Here is a 20669-nt window from a genome sequence, read left to right as displayed (position 1 = left end):
ACAGGCACATGGACCGGAAACGGTTGCTGCTCTGGGTCATGGCCACGCTGCTGATGCTGCTCGGCGAAGCGGCCGCCGCCGCTCCCATCGCGCAGAAGGAGGCGTTTCCGGGTGCCGAGGGCTATGGCCGCACCTCCATCGGCGGGCGCGGCGGGCGGATCATTCCGGTCACCACGCTAGCGGATTCGGGCTCCGGATCGCTCCGCGCCTGCATCGACGCGCGTGGCCCGCGGGTGTGCATCTTCCGGGTGGGCGGCGTGATCCGCTACACGACCAAAAGGCCGATCATCGTCAATCCCTACATCACCATCGCGGGGCAGACCGCGCCGGGCGGCGGCATCCTCCTCACGCACAATGGCGGGCCGGACGGCTTCACCCCGCTCGTCATCAAGAACACGCATGACGTCATCATCCGCTACATCCGGGTGCGGCCCGACCGGCGTGGCGAGCAGCGCGAGTCCAACAGCGGCATCACCATCGAGAACAGCCGCCGCGTGATGATCGATCATGTCAGCACGTCCTGGTCGCTGGACGAGAATATCGGCGGCTATGCCCAGAACGACGAGATCACCATCTCCAACTCGATCTTCGCCGAGGGCATCCCCAAGCACGACAAATGCGCTCTGCTCGCCAGCGACCCGACTGGGCCGCAGCATGTCAGCTTCATCCGCAATCTCTGCGCCCATAATGGCGACCGGAACCCGGACATCAACTTCCCGCGCGGTTCCTGCGTCGAGATCGTGAACAACGTGCTCTACAACGGGGTCGTCGAGTTCGCGGAGATATGGGAGAGCTACGGCGGCACGCCGGTGAGCATCGTCGGCAACTATTTCCGCGCAGGCCCGAACAGCAAGCCCGGCTACGCCCATGCGCTGGTCTATCATGCGCTGGGAAGCACCGGCCATGCGCGGCTGTACGACAAGGGCAATATCTTCGACGGATTGCTGGCGGAGAATGAGGGCGTGGCGGCGGTCCGTGTGCCGTCGCCGCCCTGCCCGATCACCGTTCCGGTCACCAGCGCGCAGGCGGCTTATGAGGAGGTGCTCGCCCATTCCGGCGCGCTGCCCCGCGACGCGGTGGACCGTCGGATCGTCGGCGAGGTCCGCAGCCGGTCCGGCCATATCGTCTCGGGCTTCGGCGACCTGCCCGCGATCGCCTCCGGCAAGCCCTATACCGACCGCGACAATGACGGCATGGCCGACGACTGGGAGGTGGCCCACGGGCTCAATCCGGACAAGTTCGATGCCTGGGGCCACCATGACGCCAGCGGCTGGACCAATCTGGACGAGTTCCTCGACGATCTCAGCAAGGAGCGGATCGCGCATCCCTGATCAGCGGACACCCATCCCGGCGAGCAGATCGTCCCAGCGCTGCTGGATAGCCTCCGGGCGATAGCGTCGGGCGGATCGTTCGGCAGCCTCGCCGAGCCGGGCGCGCAGCGCCTCATCGCCCATCAACCGCCCAAGTGCTCCCGCCAGCCCCGGCACGTCAGCTTCGGGGACAAGCAGGCCGTCCTCTTCCGGCCGGATCATCTCGGCGGGCCCGAAGTCGCAGTTGAAGGCCGCCACCGGAAGGCCCGCCGCCATCGCTTCGCCCAACGCATTGCAGAAGCCCTCATAGCGGGAGGAAAGCACGAAGGCGTCCGCCTGCCCCACCCATTCGTCGGGCGAGCGGCTGTTCCCGCGCAGGCTGATCCGGTCCGCCATTCGATGCTGCTCGATCCGGTCCTCCAGCAGCGAACGGTCCTCGCCTTCGCCCCATATCTCCAGCCTCCAGTCGGGATGAAGCGGTGCGACGAGGGTGAAGGCATCGATCAGCATGTCGAAACCCTTTTGCCGCGTCAGCCGCCCCGTCGCCGCCAGCACATGACCGTCATGCGGCGGCCTCTCGATCGGGCGGACGGAGATCGGATTGGGAATGACGGACGCCCGCCGCCGCGCCGCAGAACCGAGGCAGCCGAGGCTCGCCTGCGTCTGCATGACGATCCCGTCCGCGCGCCAGTGCAGCCGCGCGAGAAGCATCGTCCAAACGCGGTTGGCCTGCTGCATCCGGGGGTTGTTGCGTTCCGAGACGATCACCCGCCGACCAGTGCCGAGGTTCGCCAGCAGCGTCAGCACGTTGATCTTGGTGAGGAAGGATATGGTGACGTCAGGCGCCAGTTCCGCCAGCGTCCCCCGCAGCGCGGCAATCCGCCGGAGCATCGAGCCCGCGCCCGCCAGCCGGCCGCCTCCGCCGGGCTTGATACCGAGCCGCACGAGGCGAATGCGCGGATCGATCGCGTGGAAGACGGGCGCGTCGCCACGATCGAAGGCTACGATGGTGATACGGTGCCCCTCTTCCGCCCAGCGGCCGGAGATCAGGCTCACGACCCGCTCCGCCCCGCCGGCACCCAGCCCGGCCAGCACCATTGCGATATGCAGCCTCCTCGCGCCCGGCTGGACGTTGTCCGCTGCGGGGTCCTGGCGCGGCCGCCACTCCATCAGAGCGCCTGCTCGGCCCGCCTCAGCACGCTGCGACGCCGCTGCGCGGGCCCGACGTCCAACGCCACCTCGATCGACACCGCCAGCGCGATCAGCACCGGCACGGACCAGAGCCGCGCATACATATGCGGGCTCGCCGTGGTTGCGATCAGGAAGGTGGTGGTGGTGGAGAGCGTCAGCGCGGTCGCCAGCCGATCTCGCGGATAGGCCCGGATGGCCGCGGCAAGCAGCACCGCCATCATCAGCACCCAGCCGAACATTGCGATCAGCCCGCCCTCGGCCCAAAGCAGCAGGTACATGTTGTGGACAGGCGCCTTGTAGATGCTGATCTCGCGATACTGGTCAGCGCCGACGCCCACCAGCATATGGCTTTCCACCATCCCCCAGGCCTCGCGGATGAGCGCCATCCGCCCCTCGAACGTGCCCGCTTCGGAAATGTCGCCACGATCGATGGCATTGCCCACGCGATTGACGAATATCCTGGGCAACTCGCCCCCATTCTCGAAATAGAGAAAGGCGAGCAGCGCGCCTCCGGCCAGCAGGAGCAGCATCGTGCGGAAGCTCGGCCGGATGCCGCCCACCGCCATGAAGGTGAGCACCGCCGCCGAGCACCCTGTGAAGGCCGTGACCGAGGCTGTCAGGATGACGCCCAGCACCAGCACCGCAAGCCACAACAGCAGCAGGAAATTTCCGATCTCCTTCTTGGCGCGCAGATAGAAGGCGGCGGGCACGGCCATGGCGAGAACGGCCCCGTTCCAGTTCGCATCCGCCGTGAAGGCGCCCAGCCGGCGTCCGCCCGACAGGAAATCGATACCGAGCAGGCTACGGGCCTCCTCGAACGAGCCGGTGTAGTTGAACCAGATATAGGCCCCGAACAGGTTCATCGCGAACACGCCCCAGGTGAAGGCCTTGAGCATCTGCACCGTCTGCTCCGGCCCGCGCCGCATCACGATCAGAGGCAGGACGACCCAGGCGAAGAGATACTGCCCAGCCACGATCAGCCACCGCCACGGCATCGGGCAGCCGATCGATCCGATCAGCAGGCCGATCGCCAGCATCGCGAACCCCGCGAGCCAGAAGGGGGTGAGAAAGCGCAGCGGCTCCAGCGGAATGCGGTGCTGGATGACGAGGACGAGCAATCCCAGCAGGAACAGCGCGTCGCTCAGCGTGAACATGACGTCCTGTATGGGGCGCCAGGTCAGATAGCAGGAGAAGAATATCCCGCCGAGGATGATCCAGGGCGTGTCCGTTCCCTGCGGACGCCCTGCCCGCGCCACCGCCTGCCTGACGAGAGTCGTCACGATATCGCCGCCCCCGAGCCTGTCGTCGGGTCAAGGGTGTAGTCCGCTCCCTGGGGGTGGGACATCGCCCTTTCGGGGCTACACACCTTCGCAGGAACGCACCGCGGTCACGCTAATCCCTTCGGATTAGCCATCTCCACGAAGTGAAGGAGAGTCACTCCCGCTGCGGGGCAGGAGGCTCGATCCCTTGCCCGCGACGGCCCTCAAACGCCTCATTCCAGGTCATTCGTCGATGGGAGCCTGTCGTTCGTCAGGTCCGGCCGTTGTCGGCAGAGCGGCGGGCACCTCCGGTCGAACCTCATGGGTCAGTCGCGGAGGGGCTCCTTATGGTGCGGTCCTGCGAGGTCGGGAGGGGAAAGCCCGCGAAGACATCGCAAACGCGCCGGGCCAGGCCCCGGCCAAGTTTTTGAGGAGCATGGATCATGGTCACCCGGTTCGTCCATACCAGCGTTTCCGTCGCATTGTCCGCCGCCTCCGCCCTCGCCGCGCCGGCTCTTGCGGCTCCCGTCGCCGACGGCCAGAGCGCGATCGTCCACATCGCGGACCTTAACCTCGCAACCGATGCGGGCATCCAGACGCTGCACACCCGCGTCGCCCATGCCGCGAAGAAGGTCTGCGGCGCCCCGGATGCCCGCGATCTTTCGGCCGTGCGGCAGAGCGATGCCTGCCGTCAGGTCGCCTTGGAAAGCGCCGCGCCGCAGGTGCAGCTCGCCATCGCTGATGCGCGACAGGGCAAGGCCCTCGCGATGGCGGACAGAATCCCGGCCCGCGTCGGCCTCCACTGACACCATGAGCGCCTCCGGTAATCGCCGGAGGCGCTTTTTACTTGTCCGTCAGCGCCCTGCGAGCGCTTTTACAGACGCGAGATAAGTCCGTCCGATCCGCATCTCAGACCCGTCCGCCAGACAGGCGAACCAGGTGCCGAGCCGATCATGCTGGAGCTTCGCGATGAAGTCCTTGCGCACGATCGTCGAGCGATGGAGACGGATGAAGCGCGTCGGGTCCAGCCTCCGCTCCAGCTCGCTGATCGTCTGGTGCAGCAGGAAGCTGCGCTGACCGATGCGCAGGCGCATATAGTCCCGCTCCGCCTCGATCAGATCGATGTCCTGCGCGGCAATGCGGATCATCTCCGATCGGTGCGGCACCCAGAATTCCTCCGTCCACTCCGATCCAGGAACAGTCTCGCCGCTCCCCCCTGCGTGCAGCTTCTCCGCGACGCGCGCCACCGCCTTGGTGAGCCGTTCCTGCGTCACCGGCTTCAGCAGATAGTCGACCGCCGCGACATCGAAAGCCGCGACCGCGAACTGATCGAAGGCGGTGCAGAAGATCACCGCAGGGCGCGCCGCCTTGCCTTCCAGCACGCGAGCGACGCTCATCCCATCCATGCCCGGCATGCTGATGTCGAGCAGCAGCAGGTCCGGCGACAGCGCCTCGACCAGCCGTAGAGCGGCCTCCCCATCCGACGCCGTGCCGATCAGTGAGACTCCGTCCGTCCCCGCGCACAGAATCTGGAGCCGCTCGACGGCCAGCGGCTCGTCGTCGACGATCAGGGCACGGAGCGGCGCCTCAGGCACAGTTCCAGACCATCGGCATGGCGACGCGCACGGCGAAGCCGCCACCCGGCAAAGGCCCCCAACGGCAGCTCCCCGCCTCGCCGAAGCGGGCGACCAGCCGATCCCGGACATTCTGAAGCCCCACGCCGGTGCCGTTGACGTGATCGACCGGCGTCGGCAACGGATCGCCGTCATCCTCGACGCAGAGCAGCAGGCCGAGTTCGCTCTCGCTGGCGCGAATGCGGATCGTCACCGGCTTCTTCGATCGCGACACGCCGTATTTCACCGCATTCTCCACCAGCGGCTGGAGGATGAGTCCGGGTACGCACGCGCTCTGGAGCCTCTCGGGTATATCGATATCGATCACAAGGCGCTCGGGAAAACGCACCGCCTCGATGTCGAGATAGAGGCGTTGGAGGAGGATCTCCTCGGAGAGCGGAACGTCCACCGTCGGATCGTCGCACAGGCTGGTGCGGAAGAAGGTCGATAGGTTGAGGATCATCCGCTCGGCCTGCTCCTGCCTTCCGGTGAGCACGAGGGACGACAATGAATTCAACGTATTGAAAAGGAAATGTGGGTTCACCTGATAACGCAGGGCCCGCAGTTCGGCGGCCTGCGCGGCGGCACGCAGGGCGCCTGTCCGGCGCTCAAGCGCCACCACCTCCGCCGCGTAGCAAAGCGCGATGTAGAGCGACGCCCAGGCGACGAAGAAGAAATAGCCGTTCCACGAATTTTCGGCGATCGACTGGAGGATCGTCATCTCGTCGTCTTCGTGCGTCATGTTCTTGGCGGCGACGGGAGGGCCGGGCGGAACGGGCGTCGTGATCTGGAAGCTGTTGTCGGGCGGCCCCGGCGGCATCGCCATCGGGAACCCACGAGGCGGCGGAAGCGCCCCCTTCTGATGCTGAGCCTGATATTTGGCCTCCATCTTCTTGTCCGTCTCATGGAAGAAGAAGAGGTTGACGCTCGAATAGATGATCGCCGCCGGGATCGCGATGACCGCCGCGAGCACCATCGTGCGCTTGAGCGAGGCGGTCGGGTTCCCGCGCAGCAGCAGATAGAAGATGTAGGACAGCCCCATGCTGACGAGCGCGACCGCCGCGCGACGGAACAGCAGCTCGAACTGGTTGTCATAGCCGAAGGCCACCGCGCGGGCCGTCGTGATCGCGAAGTAGAAAGCCCAGAAGCCGGCGATCGACATCAGCGCGACGCGCGGGCTGAGCTGGACGGGTGAAGGCTCTTCAGAACCGATCTGCATGATCGATCATAACCCAACTGGGATCGGGATAAAGTGAACAGGTTGCCCCGTCCGTCGAAACCGATGGCATGTTCGTCGAAATGGGCAGGGAAAAGAGTTCGTTCCCATCCGCCTCGCCTCTTGAACTTGCGGGCCAAGGCCCTCTACCCATGCTGCACCTAGGGTCAGGGGGCCATCAAGCATGTCATACTTCCAGGTTGCGCGCTCATGAAGCGGATCGCGTTCGCCGCTGCGTCCTTGCTGGCGCTGTCCGCCTGCACCGGCTCTCCACCGCCGAAGACCGCTTCATCGACGCCTGCCCCCGGAAAGGGCAAGGGTTATTCGCACGATCCCTATCCCTCCACCTACAAGCCCTATCCCGGCGTGCCGACGCTGGTCCGCAACGTCACGGTGTTTGACGGTGAAGGCGGGCGGATCGATCATGGCGCCGTGCTGTTCGCGGACGGCAAGGTCGTGCAGGTGGCGCAGGACATCACCCCGCCGGCCGGCGCGACGGTGATCGACGGCGAGGGCAAGTGGCTGACCCCTGGCGTGATCGACATCCACAGCCACCTGGGCGACTATCCCTCGCCCGGCATCAAGGCGTTGTCGGACGGCAACGAGGCCACCTCGCCCGTCACCGCCGACGTCTGGGCCGAGCACAGCGTCTGGCCGCAGGACCCCGGCTTCGGCCGCGCGCTCGCCAATGGCGGCGTCACCACGCTCCAGATCCTGCCCGGCTCGGCCAATCTGTTCGGCGGCCGCTCGGTGGTGCTGAAGAACGTCTACGCCCGCACCGTGCAGGGGATGAAGTTCCCCGGCGCGCCTTATGGCCTCAAGATGGCGTGCGGCGAGAATCCCAAGCGCGTCTACGGTTCCAAGGGCCGCGAGCCCTCCACCCGCATGGGCAACATCGCCGTCGACCGCGCCACCTGGGCCAAGGCGGCCGAGTATAAGCGCAAGTGGGACAAATATGAGAAGGACGGCGGCGATCCCCCCGCCCGCGACATCGCCATGGACACGCTGCGCGGCGTTCTGGACGGCGAGATCCGTGTCCAGAACCACTGCTACCGCGCCGACGAGATGGCCAATGTCATCGATATGTCGAGGGAGTTCGGCTACCACGTCTCGGCCTTCCACCACGCGGTCGAGGCCTACAAGATCGCGGACCTGCTGAAGGAAAACGACATCTGCGCCGCCGTCTGGGCCGACTGGTTCGGCTTCAAGATGGAGAGCTATGACGGCATCCCCGAGAACCTCGCCCTGCTCCAGAAGGCGGGCGCCTGCGTGATGATCCATTCCGACGACCAGAACGGCATCCAGCGGCTCAACCAGGAGGTCGCCAAGGGCCTCGCCGCCGGCCGCCGTGCGGGCATCGCGATCCCGGACGAGGTGGCGTGGGAATGGCTCTCCTACAATCCCGCCAAGGCGCTCGGCATCGCCGACAGGACGGGCAGCCTCAAGCCCGGCAAGATGGCGGACGTCGTGCTGTGGAACGGCAATCCGTTCAGCGTCTACACCCGGCCCGAACGCGTCTGGGTGGACGGGGCGCTGCTCTATGATGCCAATGATCCGAAACTCCGGCCAATGTCCGATTTCGAGCTGGGCCAGCCCGGTGCGGGAGACGTGAAATGAAGGCGGCCCTCCTTTCGCTCGCGGCGCTGATCGCGGCTCCTGCCGCTGCCGAGACCGTCGCCATCGTCGGCGGCACCGTCGCCATCGGGGACGGCTCCGCGCCCATCCAGAACGGCACGGTGCTGTTCCGTGACGGCCGGATCGTTGGAGCCGGCGCGAATGTCGCGGTGCCGGCCGGCGCCACGGTGGTAGACGCGCACGGCAAATGGGTGGCGGCCGGCATGGTGGCCGGCCTGTCCGATCTCGGGCTGGTGGATGCTGACGGCATTGGCGAGAGCAACGACCAGAACGCCGGCCACTCGCCTTTCGCAGCGGCGATCGACATCGCTCCCGCGATCAACCCGAACGGCGTCATCATGGGCGTCGAACGGGCGGGCGGGATCACGCGCTCGCTCGTCTCGGCGGGCACCTCCGGGTCGATCTTCGGCGGTCAGGGCGCGGCGATCGGCCTTGGCGTGGACGCTCCGCCCGTCACCCGCGCACGCGCCTTCCAATATGTCGAGCTGGGCGAGGATGGCGGGCGCGAGGCTGGCGGCAGCCGGCCCGCCGCTTATGCCATGCTCCACGAAGCGCTGGCGGAAGCAGCCGATTATCGCCGCGATCCCAAGGGCTTCGGCGGGCGCGAGAAGGGTTCGCTGGTCAAGCGGCCCGATGCGGCGGCGCTGCTGCCTGTGCTGGGCGGCAAGATGCCCCTCCTCGTCCATGTCGAGCGGGCGAGCGACATCCGCTCCGTGCTGGCGCTGCGCACCGACTATCCGAAGCTCCGCCTCGTATTGGTCGGCGCGAGCGAGGGATGGATGGTTGCCCGTGAGATCGCCGACGCGCATGTGCCGGTGATCGCCGCCGCGCTGGCCGACCTGCCCGAGGAGTTCGAGCGTGTCGCCGCGACCGAATCCAACGTCGGCCGCCTCCAGCGCGCGGGCGTGACGGTCGCGATCTCGACGGTCGACGCGAGCGCTCCGGCGCAGCAGCGCAACCTCACCCAATATGCCGGCAATCTCGTCGCCATTTCGCGCATACCGGGTGCGACCGGGCTCGACTGGGGTCATGCCTTCGAGACGATCACCTCGGCGCCAGCCGCCGCGATCGGCATGGACGGCGAGATCGGTTCGCTCCGTGCCGGCCGTCGTGCGGACGTCGTGGTGTGGGACGGCGATCCGCTGGAACTCTCCTCCGCGCCGGTCGCGATCTATATCGACGGGCGGCCGCAGCCGACCACCTCGCGCCAGACGGAGCTTCTGCGCCGTTATCTGACGCCCTCGGAAGGAGCGCTCCCCAAGGCCTATCAGCACTGACTGTAACCGGCCGCCGACAGCCGGCGAATGTCCGCGCAAAACGGGGCGTCCTGCCGTGGACGCCCCGATCGACATCGGAGTATTCGTGATGCGGACGCGCTTGCTGTTGGGATCTGCTTTGGGAATGGCCGTCATCGGCGGCGTGGCATGGGCGTCGATCCCCGCCCCCGAGGCCGCACGCCCTTATGCCGCCCACCCGACCGTGGTGGAGCTGTACCAGAGCCAGGGCTGCTCGAGCTGCCCGCCCGCGCAGGACAATATCAACGCCATTGCCGATCGCGGCGACGTGGTCGCCCTCTCCTTCTCGGTCACCTACTGGGATTATCTCGGCTGGAAGGACAGTTTCGGCTCGCCCCGCTATACCCAGCGCCAGTGGGACTATGCGCACCATAACAACCGCGATCAGGTCGGGACGCCGCAGGTCTGGGTGAACGGGCGGACGACGATCCTCGGCAGCGACAAGGCCGAGCTGAACGCAGCCATCGCGCGCGCCGGCGCTTTCCGAGCCCGGCCGCTGTCGCTCCGCGACGGCCGCCTGTCGATCGCCGCGGGCACGGCGCCCAAGGGCGGAGCGGACCTGTGGCTGGTCCGTTACGATCCGCGCACCGTGCAGGTGGCGATCCGGGCCGGCGAGAATGGCGGCCGTACGCTCCCGCACCGCGACATCGTGCGCGATCTCGTGAAGGTCGGCCACTGGACGGGAGCGGCCCAGACCATAGCGCTCCCGAAGGCCGCATCCGCCCCCCTCAAGAGCGTCGTTCTGCTGCAAGGCGGCACGGGAGGACCGATCCTCGACGCGCTCCGCATCTGACGGAAAAATCGAGATAAGGCGAGAATTGGACTGGCTTTCCTGGCCAGCTTCGTCAGTCTGCGCGACGGAGCTGCCATGAGCCTTGCCTTGCCAATCCTTCAGCCGGTCGGGCCGGCGCGTGATGCCGTAACCGGGGGCCCGTTTCCGACGAATGGCATTCCATGCCCTCCCTCGCCCGCTCCAGCCTCAGATCCGACGCTCCGGCGGCTCCACTGCGCTTCCGTCCACCTTCGATGAAAGAGGTCGAACCGGATGAGTGGGGTTCGCTGATGGCGGCGGCCCAGGCCGGCAATGGCGGCGCCTATCGCCGCCTGCTGGCCGAGCTGCGGGGATGGCTGACCCGCTATTACGCCTCGCGCCTGCCCCCTGCCCATGTCGACGATGCGGTGCAGGAAGCGCTGATCGCCATTCACGAGAAACGCCATAGCTATGATCCCGCCCGCCCTTTCCGGCCGTGGCTCGCCGCCATCGCCCGCTACAAGTGGGTCGACCGCCTGCGCGCCATGTCGCGCCAGAAGACCGAGGAATTGCCCGACGACACCGCAGTGGGCGATCACGAAAGCGCCGTCACCAGCGCCGCGCTGCTGGGCCAGTTGATGACCACGCTCAAACCCGCGCAGGCCGAAGCGATCCGGCTGGTAAAGCTCGAAGGCTATAGCGTCGAGGAGGCCTCCGCGCGCACGGGCCAGTCCGGTTCGCTCATCAAGGTCAACATCCATCGGGGCCTCGCCCGCCTCGCCGCCCTGATCCAGAGGCAGTCCGATGGCGAGTGAGCAGCTTCTGGACGATCTGGTTGCCTCGCTGGCACCGGTGCGCCGCCGCAATCCCCGGCGCGAGGGGTTGGTGCTGGCGCTCATCGGTGCGGTGGAGCTGGGCCTCTATCTGATGCTCGGGCATCACCGGCCCGATCTCATGATGGCGATGCGCATGCCCTCCTTCTGGTGGAAGGCGGGATGCCTCGGCGGCCTCACCGTCATTGGCATGATCACCGCGCTCCGTTCCTTCGACCCGACCGCCTCGCCGCGGCCCGGCCTGCGCTGGATGGCACTGCTGTTTGGCGCCGCGCTGGTGAGCGGCTGGGCGATCGACGTCGCGAATGCCGGCGGCGGGATGCTCCGGGCGCGGCTGATGTGGCGGCATGGCGTCGACTGCGCGATCGCCATCGTCATCCTGTCGATCCCTGTCGCCGTGGCGCTAGGGGTGATGATGCGACGCGGCGCGCCCACCGACCGGAAGGGCAGCGCGCTCGCCATCGGCTTTGCCGGAGCGGCCTGGGGCGCCTTCGTCTTCATCTTCCAATGCCCGCATGACGACCCCTTCTATGTCGCCGTCTGGTACAGTGTGGGGGCCGTCGCGGTGGCGCTCATCTGGCGGCTGATCCTGCCCCGCGTCACACGCTGGTGAACGGCCGGCGGCGGGCGGAGCATCCTCCACCCGCCGCACGCTGCTTCATCGACAGTCGTCAGGCGATTTCCAGCTCCCTCCGCTTCTCGATCTGTACCGGCCGATCGCGCAGAAGCGCTCGGGCGGTGTCGACGAGGATCAGCCACGCCCCGGCGAGGATCGCGACATCCTTGATGACCAGCCGCCCGGCTCCCGAGAGATAGGGGAAGCCGTGCTGGGCATCTCCCAGTGCAGGCACCCACGCCTCGGGCGTCGTGACCAGGAAGGACAGGGTGACGAACGGCGTCGCGAAGGCCAGCGCCGCGCCCACCAGTCCCAGCCGCCGTGACACCAGCCCCGCCAGCGTCAGTCCACCGATCACCAGTTCCACCGTGCCGAGGCCGTCGGAGAAGCCATAGGTGTTGTTGGCGGTCTGCCAGCTCCGCTGCCTGGGCTTCAGCTCGCCCTCTTTGGTGAGGTGCGGCTTATAATCCTTGGGGTGCTCGTAGAAGAAGGACATCACCGGGCTGTTCGCCACGAACGGCGTGATGCTGTCCGCCTCATAGGGTTGGAACTTCAGGAAGCCGATCCAGAGGAAGATGATTGCGATGGCGATCTTCATCGCGCCGATGCCAACGCGGTTCGAGGCGGGGTTGGCGATGATGCCGAGCCCCTGGTTGATGAGACGGAGCATGATGTTCCTCCCTGCCCTTCGGGGGCTCAGGCTTCCTGGGCGACCGCGAAGGCATCCAGCGTGCGGGTGGAATAGACGAGCGCGGCGCCGGCGTTGATGCTCACCGCGACGCCCAGCGCCTCGGCGACCTCTTCCTTCGTGGCACCCAGCTTGTTGGCGGCATCGGCGTGCACCGTGATACAGCCATCGCAGCGCAGCGAGATGGCGACCGCCAGCGCGATCAGTTCGCGGGTCTTTGCGTCGAGATGGCCGGTCTTCGCACCGGCGCCGCCGAGCGTCATGTAGCCGCGCACGGTATCCGGACTGAGCTTGCCCATCTCACCGACACCGGCGCCGATCTGGGCGCGGTAAGCATTCCAATCCATCATGTGGGTCATGGGAACCTCCTTCGTTGATGAGGAGGATTTAACCCCGGCCCCGGCCGCGCTGGATGCTCGCGCGGCGCATCGGAATGACCGATCGGATCAAAGCGCGTTCATTCGGGCTCACAATGAAGCTGGCTGCTGCTGCCCGCCCCGAGCCCGGCCTCCATCCCGGCGGCGTAGGTGTGGAGCGTGCGCAGGCAGCGCGCCTGATTGAAGAAAAGCCTGGGTCCGGTCGGCAATCCCACCAGCCGGTATCGGCCCTTTCGATGTGGCGCCGCGGTGGTGGCAGGGGGCGCAATCGACGCACGATCGGGCGACGTCTCCTGCGTCTGCCCCGGCGACCCGCAACCGATTGCCAGCAGACCGATCAGAATCGTCGCGCCTTTCATCAGCTTATGGCTCCTTCTGCCCAAAAAGCTGGAGCCGGATCATGGCGGCGTCAATATCCTGTCGAACGCGCTCGTCATCGATGCCGAGCGCGGGCCACGCCATCGCGGCCCGCGCCCCGGCACCTACCGGCCGTGAACGGCGTCGGAGATCTGGGTGCCCAGCTTCTGCTGGAGCACGCCACAATCGTGCACCTGCTCCACCGTCCGATCCAGCGACAGCCCGCCGCGCTTGTATTGCTCGACCTTCGGGCGCAGCACCGCTTCGATCGCGTTCGCCTTCTCGACCGAGCAATAATAGCCGCCATAGTTCGGCAGGGTCGACGCGGCGAAGATGCCGTTGTCCTTCACGAACACGTCATAGTGCTGGACGAGATAGTCGAAGCCCAGATCGCGGGTCGCGGGCTGGAACACCATGCCTCGCAGAAGGGAAAGGCGGTCGCTCGGACGCAGGCGCTTGTCGTCCATATGGGCGATCAGCCAACGGCCATTCGCGATCGAGCCGGTGCTGCCCAGCGCATCGATGGCGGCATCGCGGAACAACGTATCGTCGCTCGATGCCGCCTTGTCGAACAGCGCGGAGAGCGCGGCATCGCCGCCGGCCGACAGATAGGCGCCGAAACCGTCATCGAAGAGCGACTGGTCCAGCGCGTCCTTGTCGCCGCCCAGATAAGCGGTGGCTGCCGTCGAGAGCTTGGCGAGGACAGCCTTGTCCTCCGCCTCGTTCGCCAGCAGCGAGACGATGCTGGAGCGGAGCTTCTGCCGGTCGGGGTCTTCCGACGCATAGATGCGGGCCTTGGGATCGAAACCGAGCCGGGCCAGCAGCGGCGCATAAATACCATCGACCAGAGCATGATAGGCCGGCATGTCGGCATTGGATATGAGCCCGCGCGTGCGCCATGCCGACAGGCGCTGGCCGCCGTCCGTCACCGCGCCCGAATAGGGATTGGCCGACATCTCCCGCGCCGCCGCCACGAGCAGCGACGGGGAAACCTCGCCCGCGCGATAGGCCGCCCACAGGCTGTCCGTCATCGCGAGCGCCTCGCCGGGGGGCAGGCTGGCCGCTTCGGCGATCAGCTTCTTCCACTCCGCCTCGGGGAGCGAGAAGCGATAATAGCCGGTGCCGCCGGCATTGGGCATGATCGCGCCCGTCCCGGTGACCGGCACGACACCCGAAGCCTTGTCGAGCAGGCTGCACTGGCGCGTATCGCCGACACGGACGCACAGCGGGATCGTCCAGGTCTGCGGCGCGATGTCGGTGCCGAGCATGGCGTAGCGCTTCTGGCTGACCGTCAGCCCGTTCGCCGTGCGCTCGACGCGGACCACCGGCACGCCCTGCTGATCGACGAAGCTCTTGAGCGATGCCAGAACGCGTGGATCATGCGCCGCCTCGGCCAGCGCGGCGAAAAATTCGTCCGTGCTTGCATTGCCATAGGCGTGACGGTTGAGATGCAGCCTCACCCCGTCGCGGAACTTCTCGTCGCCCAGATAGGCAGCGATCATCGCCACGACCTGCCCGCCCTTGCCGTAGGTGACGGCATCGAAGGCGCTGTCGATATCGCCGTTGGTCTTGATTGGCTGGTGGATCGGGCGGCCCGCCTTCAGCGCGTCGGTGTTCATCGCACGGAACGCCTCGTCGATCGCGCCGACGCCGATCTTGAGATCGGGGCGCCACTCATTGCCGATGCGATAGCCCATCCAGTTGGCGAAGCTCTCGTTCAGCCAGATATCGTCCCACCACTTCGGCGTGACGAGATCGCCGAACCACTGGTGGGCCAGCTCATGCGCCACCACCATGCCGAATTCCTGCTTCTGCGCGGTGGAGGCGCCCTTGTCGAGGAACAGGATGCTGTCGCCATAGGTGTCGGCGCCGGCATTCTCCATCGCGCCCGGCATCACCGGCGAGCCGATCTGATCGAGCTTCGGGAAGGGGAACGGGCGGCCGAAATATCTCTCCAGCAGGCCGACGATCTGGCCGGTGTTCTGGAGCGCGAAGTCCATCTGGTCCTTGTTCGGCTGCGTGCCGACCACGCGGACAGGGAGCGGCTGCGCGCGCTCCGGCGTCGGCGCGGCCGAGCCGTTGACGGTCGCGAAGGGGCCGACCATCATCGCCACCAGATAGGTCGGCAGCGGCTTGGTGGGCGCGAACTGGTGCTTCTCCAGCTTACCGACCTTCACCACGCCCGTCTCCGGCGCGTTGCTGACGGCGGTGCTGCCCGGCGCAGTGGTGAGCGAGACGGTGAAGGGCGTCTTGTAGCCCGGCTGGTCGAAGCCCGGATAGGCGGCGCGCGCGTCGATCGATTCGAACTGCGTCCAAGCGTACCACTTGTCCGCGATCTTCAGGTGATACATGCCCGACGGGCTGCTGCCGAACGGCGCGTCATAATCGAACACCAGCGTCACGCGGCCCGCCGGAAGCGGCTTGGCGAAATCGACGCGCGCCACGCCCTGCGGATCGACCTGCGTATATTTCGCGGCGGTCTTCACGGCGCCGACACGGGCAAGCGCGGTCGTCACCTTGAGGTCACGGCCATGGAGATAGAGCGAACTGGTCCGCGCCTTCAGCGTGACGTCGATTTCGACGTGGCCGGAGAAACGCGGCTGGTCGGGCAGCACGGTCAGGTCCAGCCGGTAGGCTGTCGGCACGGCCGTATCGGGAAGGATGCCTTGCGGAACAGGCGATGGCGCGGCCGCCAACGCCGCCGGAGTGAACATCAACGCCGCTACAGTCAGACCGGTTCGCATGGAGGCCCCTCTTATCTTGATGGGGCAGTCATATAGTCGAGTAATACACCTCGCAAGCCGGTTGTAGGAAGCGCTTACATCTCCCCGCGCGCGTGGCGGATCGCGTACCACTTCTTCACGTTCGCATTATGCTCCGCCAGCGTGTCGGCGAAGACATGGCCGCCCTGCCCGTTCGCCACGAAATAGAGCGCCTTGCTCGCCGCCGGATGCAGCACCGCATGGAGCGAGGCACGGCCGGGGTTGCAGATCGGCCCCGCGGGCAGCCCCCGCATCGTGTAGGTGTTGTAGGCGTTCTTCGCATGCAGCTCGGACTCGAGAATGCGCCGGCCGAGCGGCCGTCCCTGCGTCACCGGATAGATGATGGTCGGGTCGGCCTGGAGCGGCATCCCCATCTTGATGCGATTGCCGTAGACCGCTGCCACCGTCTCGCGCTCGGAGGCGATGCCCGTCTCCTTCTCGACGATCGAGGCGAGCGTCAGCGCCTCCTGCGGGGTCGAGACGGCAAGATCAGGCCCGCGCGCGGCCCATTCGGCGGCGAGCGCCTTGTCCATCGCCTTCTGCATCCGCTCGACGACGGCGAGGCGCGTCTCGCCCTTCTGATAGGCATAGCTGTCGGGCAGTACAGTGCCTTCCGGCGGCACCGGCACGGGGCCGGTCAGCGCCGCGGTCGCCATGAGCTTGTCGTGGACGAGGACGGAGGGCATGCCCTCCGGCACGGTCAGCAGCGTCAGTGCCGGACGGCCATGCTGGAGAAGGTCCAGAATAGCGGCCGAGCTGGCGTGGGCCGGGATTGCGAAGCCGCCGGCGCGGATCGGATCATGCGGCCCGAGCCGCCCCGCCAGGCCGCGAAACCATGTCGCGCTGCGGATCGCGCCGGCCTCCGCGAGCACGCGGGAGGCCGACGCGATCGTCGCGCCATCGGGGATCTGCACGATGGTCCGCTTCGGGAGCGGGCCGGGCCCGTTCCACATCCACAGCGGAACACCGATCGCCAGCGCGCCGAGCGCCAGCACCAGGATGAGGAGCCGGCGCATCGTCGCCCTTAGATCTTGCGCATCACCAGGCTGGCGTTGGTACCGCCGAAGCCGAACGAATTGTTGAGCACGGCCCGCACCTCACGCTTCTTCGCGACGTGCGGCACAAGGTCGACGCCCTCGGCGCCCTCGTCCGGGTTGTCGAGGTTGAGCGTCGGAGGCACGATCTGGTCGCGCAGCGCGAGGATGCAGAAGATGCTCTCCACCGCGCCCGCGCCGCCGAGCAGGTGCCCGATCGCCGACTTGGTCGAGCTCATCGAAGCGCCGCCCAGATCCTTGCCGAACAGCCGCTGCGTCGCGCCCAGCTCGATCATGTCCGCCATGGTCGAGGTGCCGTGCGCGTTGATATAGTCGATGTCCTCCGGCTTCAGGCCGGACTTGCGGATCGCCATCTCCATCGAGCGATAGGCGCCGTCGCCGTCCGGGTGCGGGGCGGTGACGTGATAGGCGTCGCCCGACAGGCCATAGCCGATCACCTCGGCATAGATCTTCGCGCCGCGCGCCTTGGCGTGCTCATATTCCTCCAGAACGAGGACGCCCGCGCCCTCGCCCATCACGAAGCCGTCGCGATCCTTGTCGTAGGGGCGCGAGGCCTTTTCGGGCGCGTCATTGAAGGTGGTGCAGAGCGCACGGGCCTGCGCGAAGCCGGCGATGCCGATCGGGCACACCGTGCTCTCCGAGCCGCCGGCGAGCATGACGTCGGCGTCGTCCATCGCGATCATGCGCGCGGCGTCGCCGATCGAATGCGCGCCGGTCGAGCAGGCGGTGACGACCGCGTGGTTCGGCCCGCGCAGACCGTATTTGATCGAGACCTGACCCGAGATCAGGTTGATGAGGCGACCGTGGACGAAGTGCGGCGAGACGCGGCGCGGGCCCTTCTCGTGCAGCACGATCGATTCGCTCTCGATGCCCGGCAGGCCGCCGATGCCCGAGCCGATCGACACGCCTGCGCGATAGCTCTCTTCCAGCGTCATCTCGGTGAGGCCGGCGTCTTCGAGCGCCTGACCGGCGGCATCGATGCCATAGACGATGAAGGGATCGACCTGACGCTGGACCTTATGGTCGACGCGCTTGCCCGGATCGAAGCCCCAGGGATGATCGGCCGGCTTCACCTCGCACGCGACCGTGCAGGCCTGGTTGGATGCATCGAAGCGGGTGATGGTGCCCGCGCCCGACTTGCCGGCGATCAGGTTCGCCCAGCTCGTCTCCACGTCAGCGCCCAGCGGCGTGACAAGACCCAGACCCGTGACAACTACGCGGCGCATCGGCGCCTCCTCTCTTCATTCATTCGCTGGCGTTCGTTGCGCAAAACGCCCCAAAAACGAAACGGCCCCCGGCCCCGATGATCCGGGTCGGAGAGCCGTCTTGAATCCTCCGGCCCCCGAAGGCGGCCGATGGCAGGATCGCTTGCCTCAGCCCTTGTGGCTGTCGATGTAGGCGATCGCGTCCTTCACCGTGGTGATCTTCTCGGCGGCATCGTCCGGGATTTCCACGCCGAACTCTTCCTCGAACGCCATGACCAGCTCGACGATGTCGAGGCTGTCGGCACCGAGATCGTCGATGAAGCTCGCGTCCTCGGTCACCTTCTCGGCCTCGACGCCGAGATGCTCGACGACGATCTTCTTCACGCGCTCGGCGGTCTCGCTCATGTCTCTCTTCCCATTCCGTTTGGGGGATTGTTGTTGGTCGATTGCCCTAGACGGGGCGACCGATGCTGGCAAGGGGGGCCGCAACGCTTCCGTTAGGACTTTGATAGCGGCGGCAATGTTACGCGCCGTGCCGATGTGGAACGGTCTGGTCAATGGACAATGGGTTGACGCGCGGCGCGTGCGGGGCGTCTGCACGCTGTTACTGGCAACCAATGTCCTGACATGGATCGCCCTTCTGGCTACGGCCCACGGCACGCTGGACTGGATGGGCCGCCCGATCGGGACGGATTTTTCCGACGTCTATGCTGCCGGCTGGATGGCCGATCATGGGCGCGCAGCGGCGGCGTGGATCTGGCCAGAGCATTATCGCGTGCAGCAGATGCTGCATCACGACCGCGCCGTGCCCTTCTACGGCTGGCACTATCCGCCGCCTTTCCTGCTGATCGCGAGCATCCTCGCCACGCTGCCTTATCTCGCGGCGCTGGCAATCTGGCAGGGGACGACCTTTGCGGCAGCCGTGACGACGGCCCGCGCGATCGTGCCGGGCAGTCGGACCATTTTGGTGGCGCTTGCCGCGCCGGCGGCATTCGTCTGCCTCGGCCATGGCCAGAACGCCTTCCTGACGGCGAGCCTGCTCGGCGGTGGCCTGCTCCTCCTCGACCGGAAGCCATGGACGGCGGGGCTGCTGCTCGGTTGCCTCATCTACAAGCCGCAATTCGCGGTCTTGTTGCCCGTGCTGCTCATCGCCGCAGGGAACTGGCGTGCCTTTTTCGGCGCGGCCGTGTCGTCATTGGCGTTGGTAGCAATCACGCTCGCCATCTGGGGCTGGCCGGTGTGGCAGGCCTTCCTCGATTCGCTTCCGATCACGCGGCACATCGTCATCGAGACCGGTCAGACCGGCTGGGAAAAGATCATCAGCGCCTTCGCCGCGGTGCGTGCACTCGGCGCCAGCATTCCCGTTGCCTATGCGGTGCAGGGAGCTATCTCCACACTCTCGATCGCGGGCGCAGCAGTGGCGGCGCGCTGGGCCAGCCCTGCCGTGCGCGGAGCCGCTGCCTGCTGCGCCGCGCTACTCTCGACGCCCTATGCGCTCGATTATGATCTGGTGATCCTGGGAAGCGCTATCACTTTTCTCGTCGCCGATGGCCGCGCCCGTGGCTGGCTGTCGTGGGAAAAAAGCTTGCTGGCGCTCGCCTATGCCGCGCCGCTGTTCGGGCGGACGTTCGCGGCCCTGACGCTCGTCCCGCTCAACTGGATCGCCGTCGTGGCGACCTTCGCGCTGGCGCTTCGCCGTGCGATTGTTCTGGACGGGGTGGGAGCTGCAGCACGCCGCAGCCCCTCCGCGTCCTGAACCTCAGATCATCGCCATGCCGCCGTTGACGTGCAGCGTCTGGCCGGTGATGTAGCCAGCCTCACGGCTCGCGAGATAAGCGACGGCCGCGCCGATATCCTCGCCGTTGCCGAGATCGCCGGCCGGGATCTTCGTCAGGATCGAGGCCTTCTGCTGCTCGTTCAGCGCATCCGTCATGGCGGAGCGGATGAAACCCGGCGCCACGCAGTTCACGGTGATGTTGCGGCTCGCCAGTTCCTGCCCGAGGCTCTTGGACATGCCGATCAGGCCTGCCTTGGACGCCGCATAGTTGGCCTGCCCCGGATTGCCCGTGACGCCCACTACCGAGGTGATCGAGATGATGCGGCCGAAGCGCTGCTTCATCATCGGCTTGGCCGCCGCGCGGATCAGGCGGAAGGCGGCCTCGAGGTTCACCGAGATCACCTGATCCCACTCATCATCCTTCATGCGCAGGATGAGATTGTCGCGGGTGATGCCGGCGTTGTTGACGAGGATGTCGATGCGGCCGCCGAGCGCATCCACGGCGCGCGGGATGAGGCCGTCGACCTCGGCCGCGTCCGACAGATTGCAGGTGAGCGTCACCGGATCGTTGGGAAGCTCGGCCGCCACTTCGGCCAGCACCGCCTCGCGCGTGCCGGAGAGCGCCACCTTGGCACCCTGCGCCGCCAGCGCCTTCGCGGTCGCCGAACCGAGGCCGCCCGAGGCGCCCGTCACCAGCGCCGTCATTCCAGTCAGATCGAACATGCCGAT

20 protein-coding genes are annotated in these 20669 nt (G+C 66.9%); 8 read left to right on the top strand and 12 right to left on the bottom strand.

What is annotated here, in order from left to right:
* Positions 1–8: 8 nt before the first annotated feature.
* Positions 9–1331 carry a pectate lyase family protein gene (locus ST3T6A_RS0111995; protein ID WP_019833175.1) on the top strand — a complete coding sequence of 441 codons (1323 nt, stop codon included), beginning with the start codon at positions 9–11 and terminating at the stop codon, positions 1329–1331.
* Here the strand turns inward: ST3T6A_RS0111995 and ST3T6A_RS0111990 are convergent, their stop codons facing one another.
* Both ST3T6A_RS0111990 and ST3T6A_RS0111985 read right to left on the bottom strand, forming a co-directional pair.
* Positions 1332–2480 (bottom strand): glycosyltransferase family 4 protein, encoded by a 1149-nt coding sequence (locus ST3T6A_RS0111990; RefSeq protein WP_019833174.1) that lies wholly within the window; start codon positions 2478–2480, stop codon positions 1332–1334. It lies immediately after the preceding gene.
* Positions 2480–3781: an O-antigen ligase family protein gene (locus tag ST3T6A_RS0111985; protein ID WP_157602802.1), complete on the bottom strand. Its 1302-nt coding sequence runs from the start codon at positions 3779–3781 to the stop codon at positions 2480–2482. The genes ST3T6A_RS0111990 and ST3T6A_RS0111985 overlap by 1 nt, the downstream gene beginning before the upstream one ends.
* 422 nt (positions 3782–4203) lie before the next feature.
* Between ST3T6A_RS0111985 and ST3T6A_RS20865 the strand changes: the two genes are divergently transcribed.
* Positions 4204–4566, top strand: coding sequence for a UrcA family protein (locus tag ST3T6A_RS20865; protein ID WP_019833172.1), 363 nt, complete (start codon positions 4204–4206; stop codon positions 4564–4566).
* 48 nt (positions 4567–4614) lie between these two features.
* On the opposite strand, the gene ST3T6A_RS0111975 is transcribed toward ST3T6A_RS20865, so the two are convergent.
* Both ST3T6A_RS0111975 and ST3T6A_RS0111970 read right to left on the bottom strand, forming a co-directional pair.
* Positions 4615–5355, bottom strand: coding sequence for a LytR/AlgR family response regulator transcription factor (locus ST3T6A_RS0111975; protein WP_019833171.1), 741 nt, complete (start codon positions 5353–5355; stop codon positions 4615–4617).
* Positions 5348–6592 (bottom strand): sensor histidine kinase, encoded by a 1245-nt coding sequence (locus tag ST3T6A_RS0111970; RefSeq protein ID WP_019833170.1) that lies wholly within the window; start codon positions 6590–6592, stop codon positions 5348–5350. Before ST3T6A_RS0111970 ends, ST3T6A_RS0111975 begins: the two co-directional genes overlap by 8 nt.
* A gap of 207 nt (positions 6593–6799) precedes the next feature.
* On the opposite strand from ST3T6A_RS0111970, the gene ST3T6A_RS0111965 reads away from it, so the two are divergent.
* From ST3T6A_RS0111965 to ST3T6A_RS0111945, 5 genes are all read left to right on the top strand, one after another.
* Positions 6800–8206 (top strand): amidohydrolase, encoded by a 1407-nt coding sequence (locus ST3T6A_RS0111965; protein WP_019833169.1) that lies wholly within the window; start codon positions 6800–6802, stop codon positions 8204–8206.
* Positions 8203–9501 carry an amidohydrolase family protein gene (locus tag ST3T6A_RS0111960; protein WP_019833168.1) on the top strand — a complete coding sequence of 433 codons (1299 nt, stop codon included), beginning with the start codon at positions 8203–8205 and terminating at the stop codon, positions 9499–9501. The genes ST3T6A_RS0111965 and ST3T6A_RS0111960 overlap by 4 nt, the downstream gene beginning before the upstream one ends.
* A 124-nt stretch (positions 9502–9625) precedes the next feature.
* Entirely contained in the window at positions 9626–10312 is a 687-nt protein-coding gene (locus ST3T6A_RS0111955) for a DUF1223 domain-containing protein (protein WP_019833167.1), read from the top strand.
* A 233-nt stretch (positions 10313–10545) separates the two neighbouring features.
* Positions 10546–11085 (top strand): sigma-70 family RNA polymerase sigma factor, encoded by a 540-nt coding sequence (locus ST3T6A_RS0111950; protein WP_019833166.1) that lies wholly within the window; start codon positions 10546–10548, stop codon positions 11083–11085.
* Positions 11075–11716 (top strand): NrsF family protein, encoded by a 642-nt coding sequence (locus tag ST3T6A_RS0111945; protein ID WP_019833165.1) that lies wholly within the window; start codon positions 11075–11077, stop codon positions 11714–11716. Before ST3T6A_RS0111950 ends, ST3T6A_RS0111945 begins: the two co-directional genes overlap by 11 nt.
* Before the next feature lie 58 nt (positions 11717–11774).
* On the opposite strand, the gene rclC is transcribed toward ST3T6A_RS0111945, so the two are convergent.
* The 7 genes from rclC to ST3T6A_RS0111905 form a co-directional block, all read right to left on the bottom strand.
* The gene (gene rclC, locus ST3T6A_RS20030; RefSeq protein WP_019833164.1) at positions 11775–12389 is read right to left on the bottom strand and encodes a reactive chlorine resistance membrane protein RclC; all 615 of its coding nucleotides are present in this window, start codon (positions 12387–12389) and stop codon (positions 11775–11777) included.
* Between the two features lie 26 nt (positions 12390–12415).
* Positions 12416–12766: a carboxymuconolactone decarboxylase family protein gene (locus ST3T6A_RS0111935; protein ID WP_019833163.1), complete on the bottom strand. Its 351-nt coding sequence runs from the start codon at positions 12764–12766 to the stop codon at positions 12416–12418.
* 98 nt (positions 12767–12864) lie between these two features.
* Positions 12865–13143: a hypothetical protein gene (locus ST3T6A_RS21715; protein WP_019833162.1), complete on the bottom strand. Its 279-nt coding sequence runs from the start codon at positions 13141–13143 to the stop codon at positions 12865–12867.
* A 123-nt stretch (positions 13144–13266) separates the two neighbouring features.
* Positions 13267–15786: a M1 family metallopeptidase gene (locus tag ST3T6A_RS0111920; protein ID WP_019833160.1), complete on the bottom strand. Its 2520-nt coding sequence runs from the start codon at positions 15784–15786 to the stop codon at positions 13267–13269.
* A gap of 173 nt (positions 15787–15959) precedes the next feature.
* Positions 15960–16919, bottom strand: a complete 960-nt coding sequence (gene mltG / locus ST3T6A_RS0111915; RefSeq protein ID WP_019833159.1) for an endolytic transglycosylase MltG — start codon at positions 16917–16919, stop codon at positions 15960–15962.
* Between the two features lie 8 nt (positions 16920–16927).
* On the bottom strand, positions 16928–18184 hold the full coding sequence (gene fabF, locus ST3T6A_RS0111910) for a beta-ketoacyl-ACP synthase II (RefSeq protein ID WP_019833158.1): 1257 nt from the start codon (positions 18182–18184) through the stop codon (positions 16928–16930).
* A gap of 147 nt (positions 18185–18331) precedes the next feature.
* Positions 18332–18568, bottom strand: a complete 237-nt coding sequence (locus tag ST3T6A_RS0111905) for an acyl carrier protein (protein WP_019833157.1) — start codon at positions 18566–18568, stop codon at positions 18332–18334.
* Positions 18569–18683: 115 nt separating this feature from the next.
* Between ST3T6A_RS0111905 and ST3T6A_RS0111900 the strand changes: the two genes are divergently transcribed.
* A complete protein-coding gene (locus ST3T6A_RS0111900; RefSeq protein WP_235785786.1) occupies positions 18684–19919 on the top strand; it encodes a glycosyltransferase family 87 protein in 1236 nt (411 codons plus the stop codon).
* A 3-nt stretch (positions 19920–19922) separates the two neighbouring features.
* Here ST3T6A_RS0111900 and fabG read toward each other — a convergent pair whose 3' ends face one another.
* Positions 19923–20663, bottom strand: a complete 741-nt coding sequence (gene fabG, locus ST3T6A_RS0111895) for a 3-oxoacyl-[acyl-carrier-protein] reductase (RefSeq protein ID WP_019833155.1) — start codon at positions 20661–20663, stop codon at positions 19923–19925.
* Positions 20664–20669 lie beyond the last annotated feature (6 nt).

The sequence above is a fragment of the Sphingomonas sp. PR090111-T3T-6A genome, assembly GCF_000383095.1.
Lineage (GTDB): Bacteria > Pseudomonadota > Alphaproteobacteria > Sphingomonadales > Sphingomonadaceae > Solisphingomonas.
The sequence above is the reverse complement of the archived record's forward strand: the minus strand, read 5'-3'. Positions and strand labels throughout refer to the sequence as shown.

What these genes read in the sequence shown, in the direction of transcription:
- rclC (WP_019833164.1), bottom strand. Translation starts at nt 12,389, where the DNA reads ATGCTCCGTCTCATCAACCAGGGGCTCGGCATCATCGCCAACCCCGCC.
- ST3T6A_RS0111950 (WP_019833166.1), top strand. Translation starts at nt 10,546, where the DNA reads ATGAAAGAGGTCGAACCGGATGAGTGGGGTTCGCTGATGGCGGCGGCC.
- ST3T6A_RS20865 (WP_019833172.1), top strand. Translation starts at nt 4,204, where the DNA reads ATGGTCACCCGGTTCGTCCATACCAGCGTTTCCGTCGCATTGTCCGCC.
- fabG (WP_019833155.1), bottom strand. Translation starts at nt 20,663, where the DNA reads ATGTTCGATCTGACTGGAATGACGGCGCTGGTGACGGGCGCCTCGGGC.
- ST3T6A_RS21715 (WP_019833162.1), bottom strand. Translation starts at nt 13,143, where the DNA reads ATGAAAGGCGCGACGATTCTGATCGGTCTGCTGGCAATCGGTTGCGGG.
- ST3T6A_RS0111970 (WP_019833170.1), bottom strand. Translation starts at nt 6,592, where the DNA reads ATGCAGATCGGTTCTGAAGAGCCTTCACCCGTCCAGCTCAGCCCGCGC.
- ST3T6A_RS0111990 (WP_019833174.1), bottom strand. Translation starts at nt 2,480, where the DNA reads ATGGAGTGGCGGCCGCGCCAGGACCCCGCAGCGGACAACGTCCAGCCG.
- mltG (WP_019833159.1), bottom strand. Translation starts at nt 16,919, where the DNA reads ATGCGCCGGCTCCTCATCCTGGTGCTGGCGCTCGGCGCGCTGGCGATC.
- ST3T6A_RS0111900 (WP_235785786.1), top strand. Translation starts at nt 18,684, where the DNA reads ATGTTACGCGCCGTGCCGATGTGGAACGGTCTGGTCAATGGACAATGG.
- ST3T6A_RS0111995 (WP_019833175.1), top strand. Translation starts at nt 9, where the DNA reads ATGGACCGGAAACGGTTGCTGCTCTGGGTCATGGCCACGCTGCTGATG.
- ST3T6A_RS0111935 (WP_019833163.1), bottom strand. Translation starts at nt 12,766, where the DNA reads ATGACCCACATGATGGATTGGAATGCTTACCGCGCCCAGATCGGCGCC.
- ST3T6A_RS0111960 (WP_019833168.1), top strand. Translation starts at nt 8,203, where the DNA reads ATGAAGGCGGCCCTCCTTTCGCTCGCGGCGCTGATCGCGGCTCCTGCC.
- ST3T6A_RS0111955 (WP_019833167.1), top strand. Translation starts at nt 9,626, where the DNA reads ATGGCCGTCATCGGCGGCGTGGCATGGGCGTCGATCCCCGCCCCCGAG.
- ST3T6A_RS0111905 (WP_019833157.1), bottom strand. Translation starts at nt 18,568, where the DNA reads ATGAGCGAGACCGCCGAGCGCGTGAAGAAGATCGTCGTCGAGCATCTC.
- fabF (WP_019833158.1), bottom strand. Translation starts at nt 18,184, where the DNA reads ATGCGCCGCGTAGTTGTCACGGGTCTGGGTCTTGTCACGCCGCTGGGC.
- ST3T6A_RS0111965 (WP_019833169.1), top strand. Translation starts at nt 6,800, where the DNA reads ATGAAGCGGATCGCGTTCGCCGCTGCGTCCTTGCTGGCGCTGTCCGCC.
- ST3T6A_RS0111945 (WP_019833165.1), top strand. Translation starts at nt 11,075, where the DNA reads ATGGCGAGTGAGCAGCTTCTGGACGATCTGGTTGCCTCGCTGGCACCG.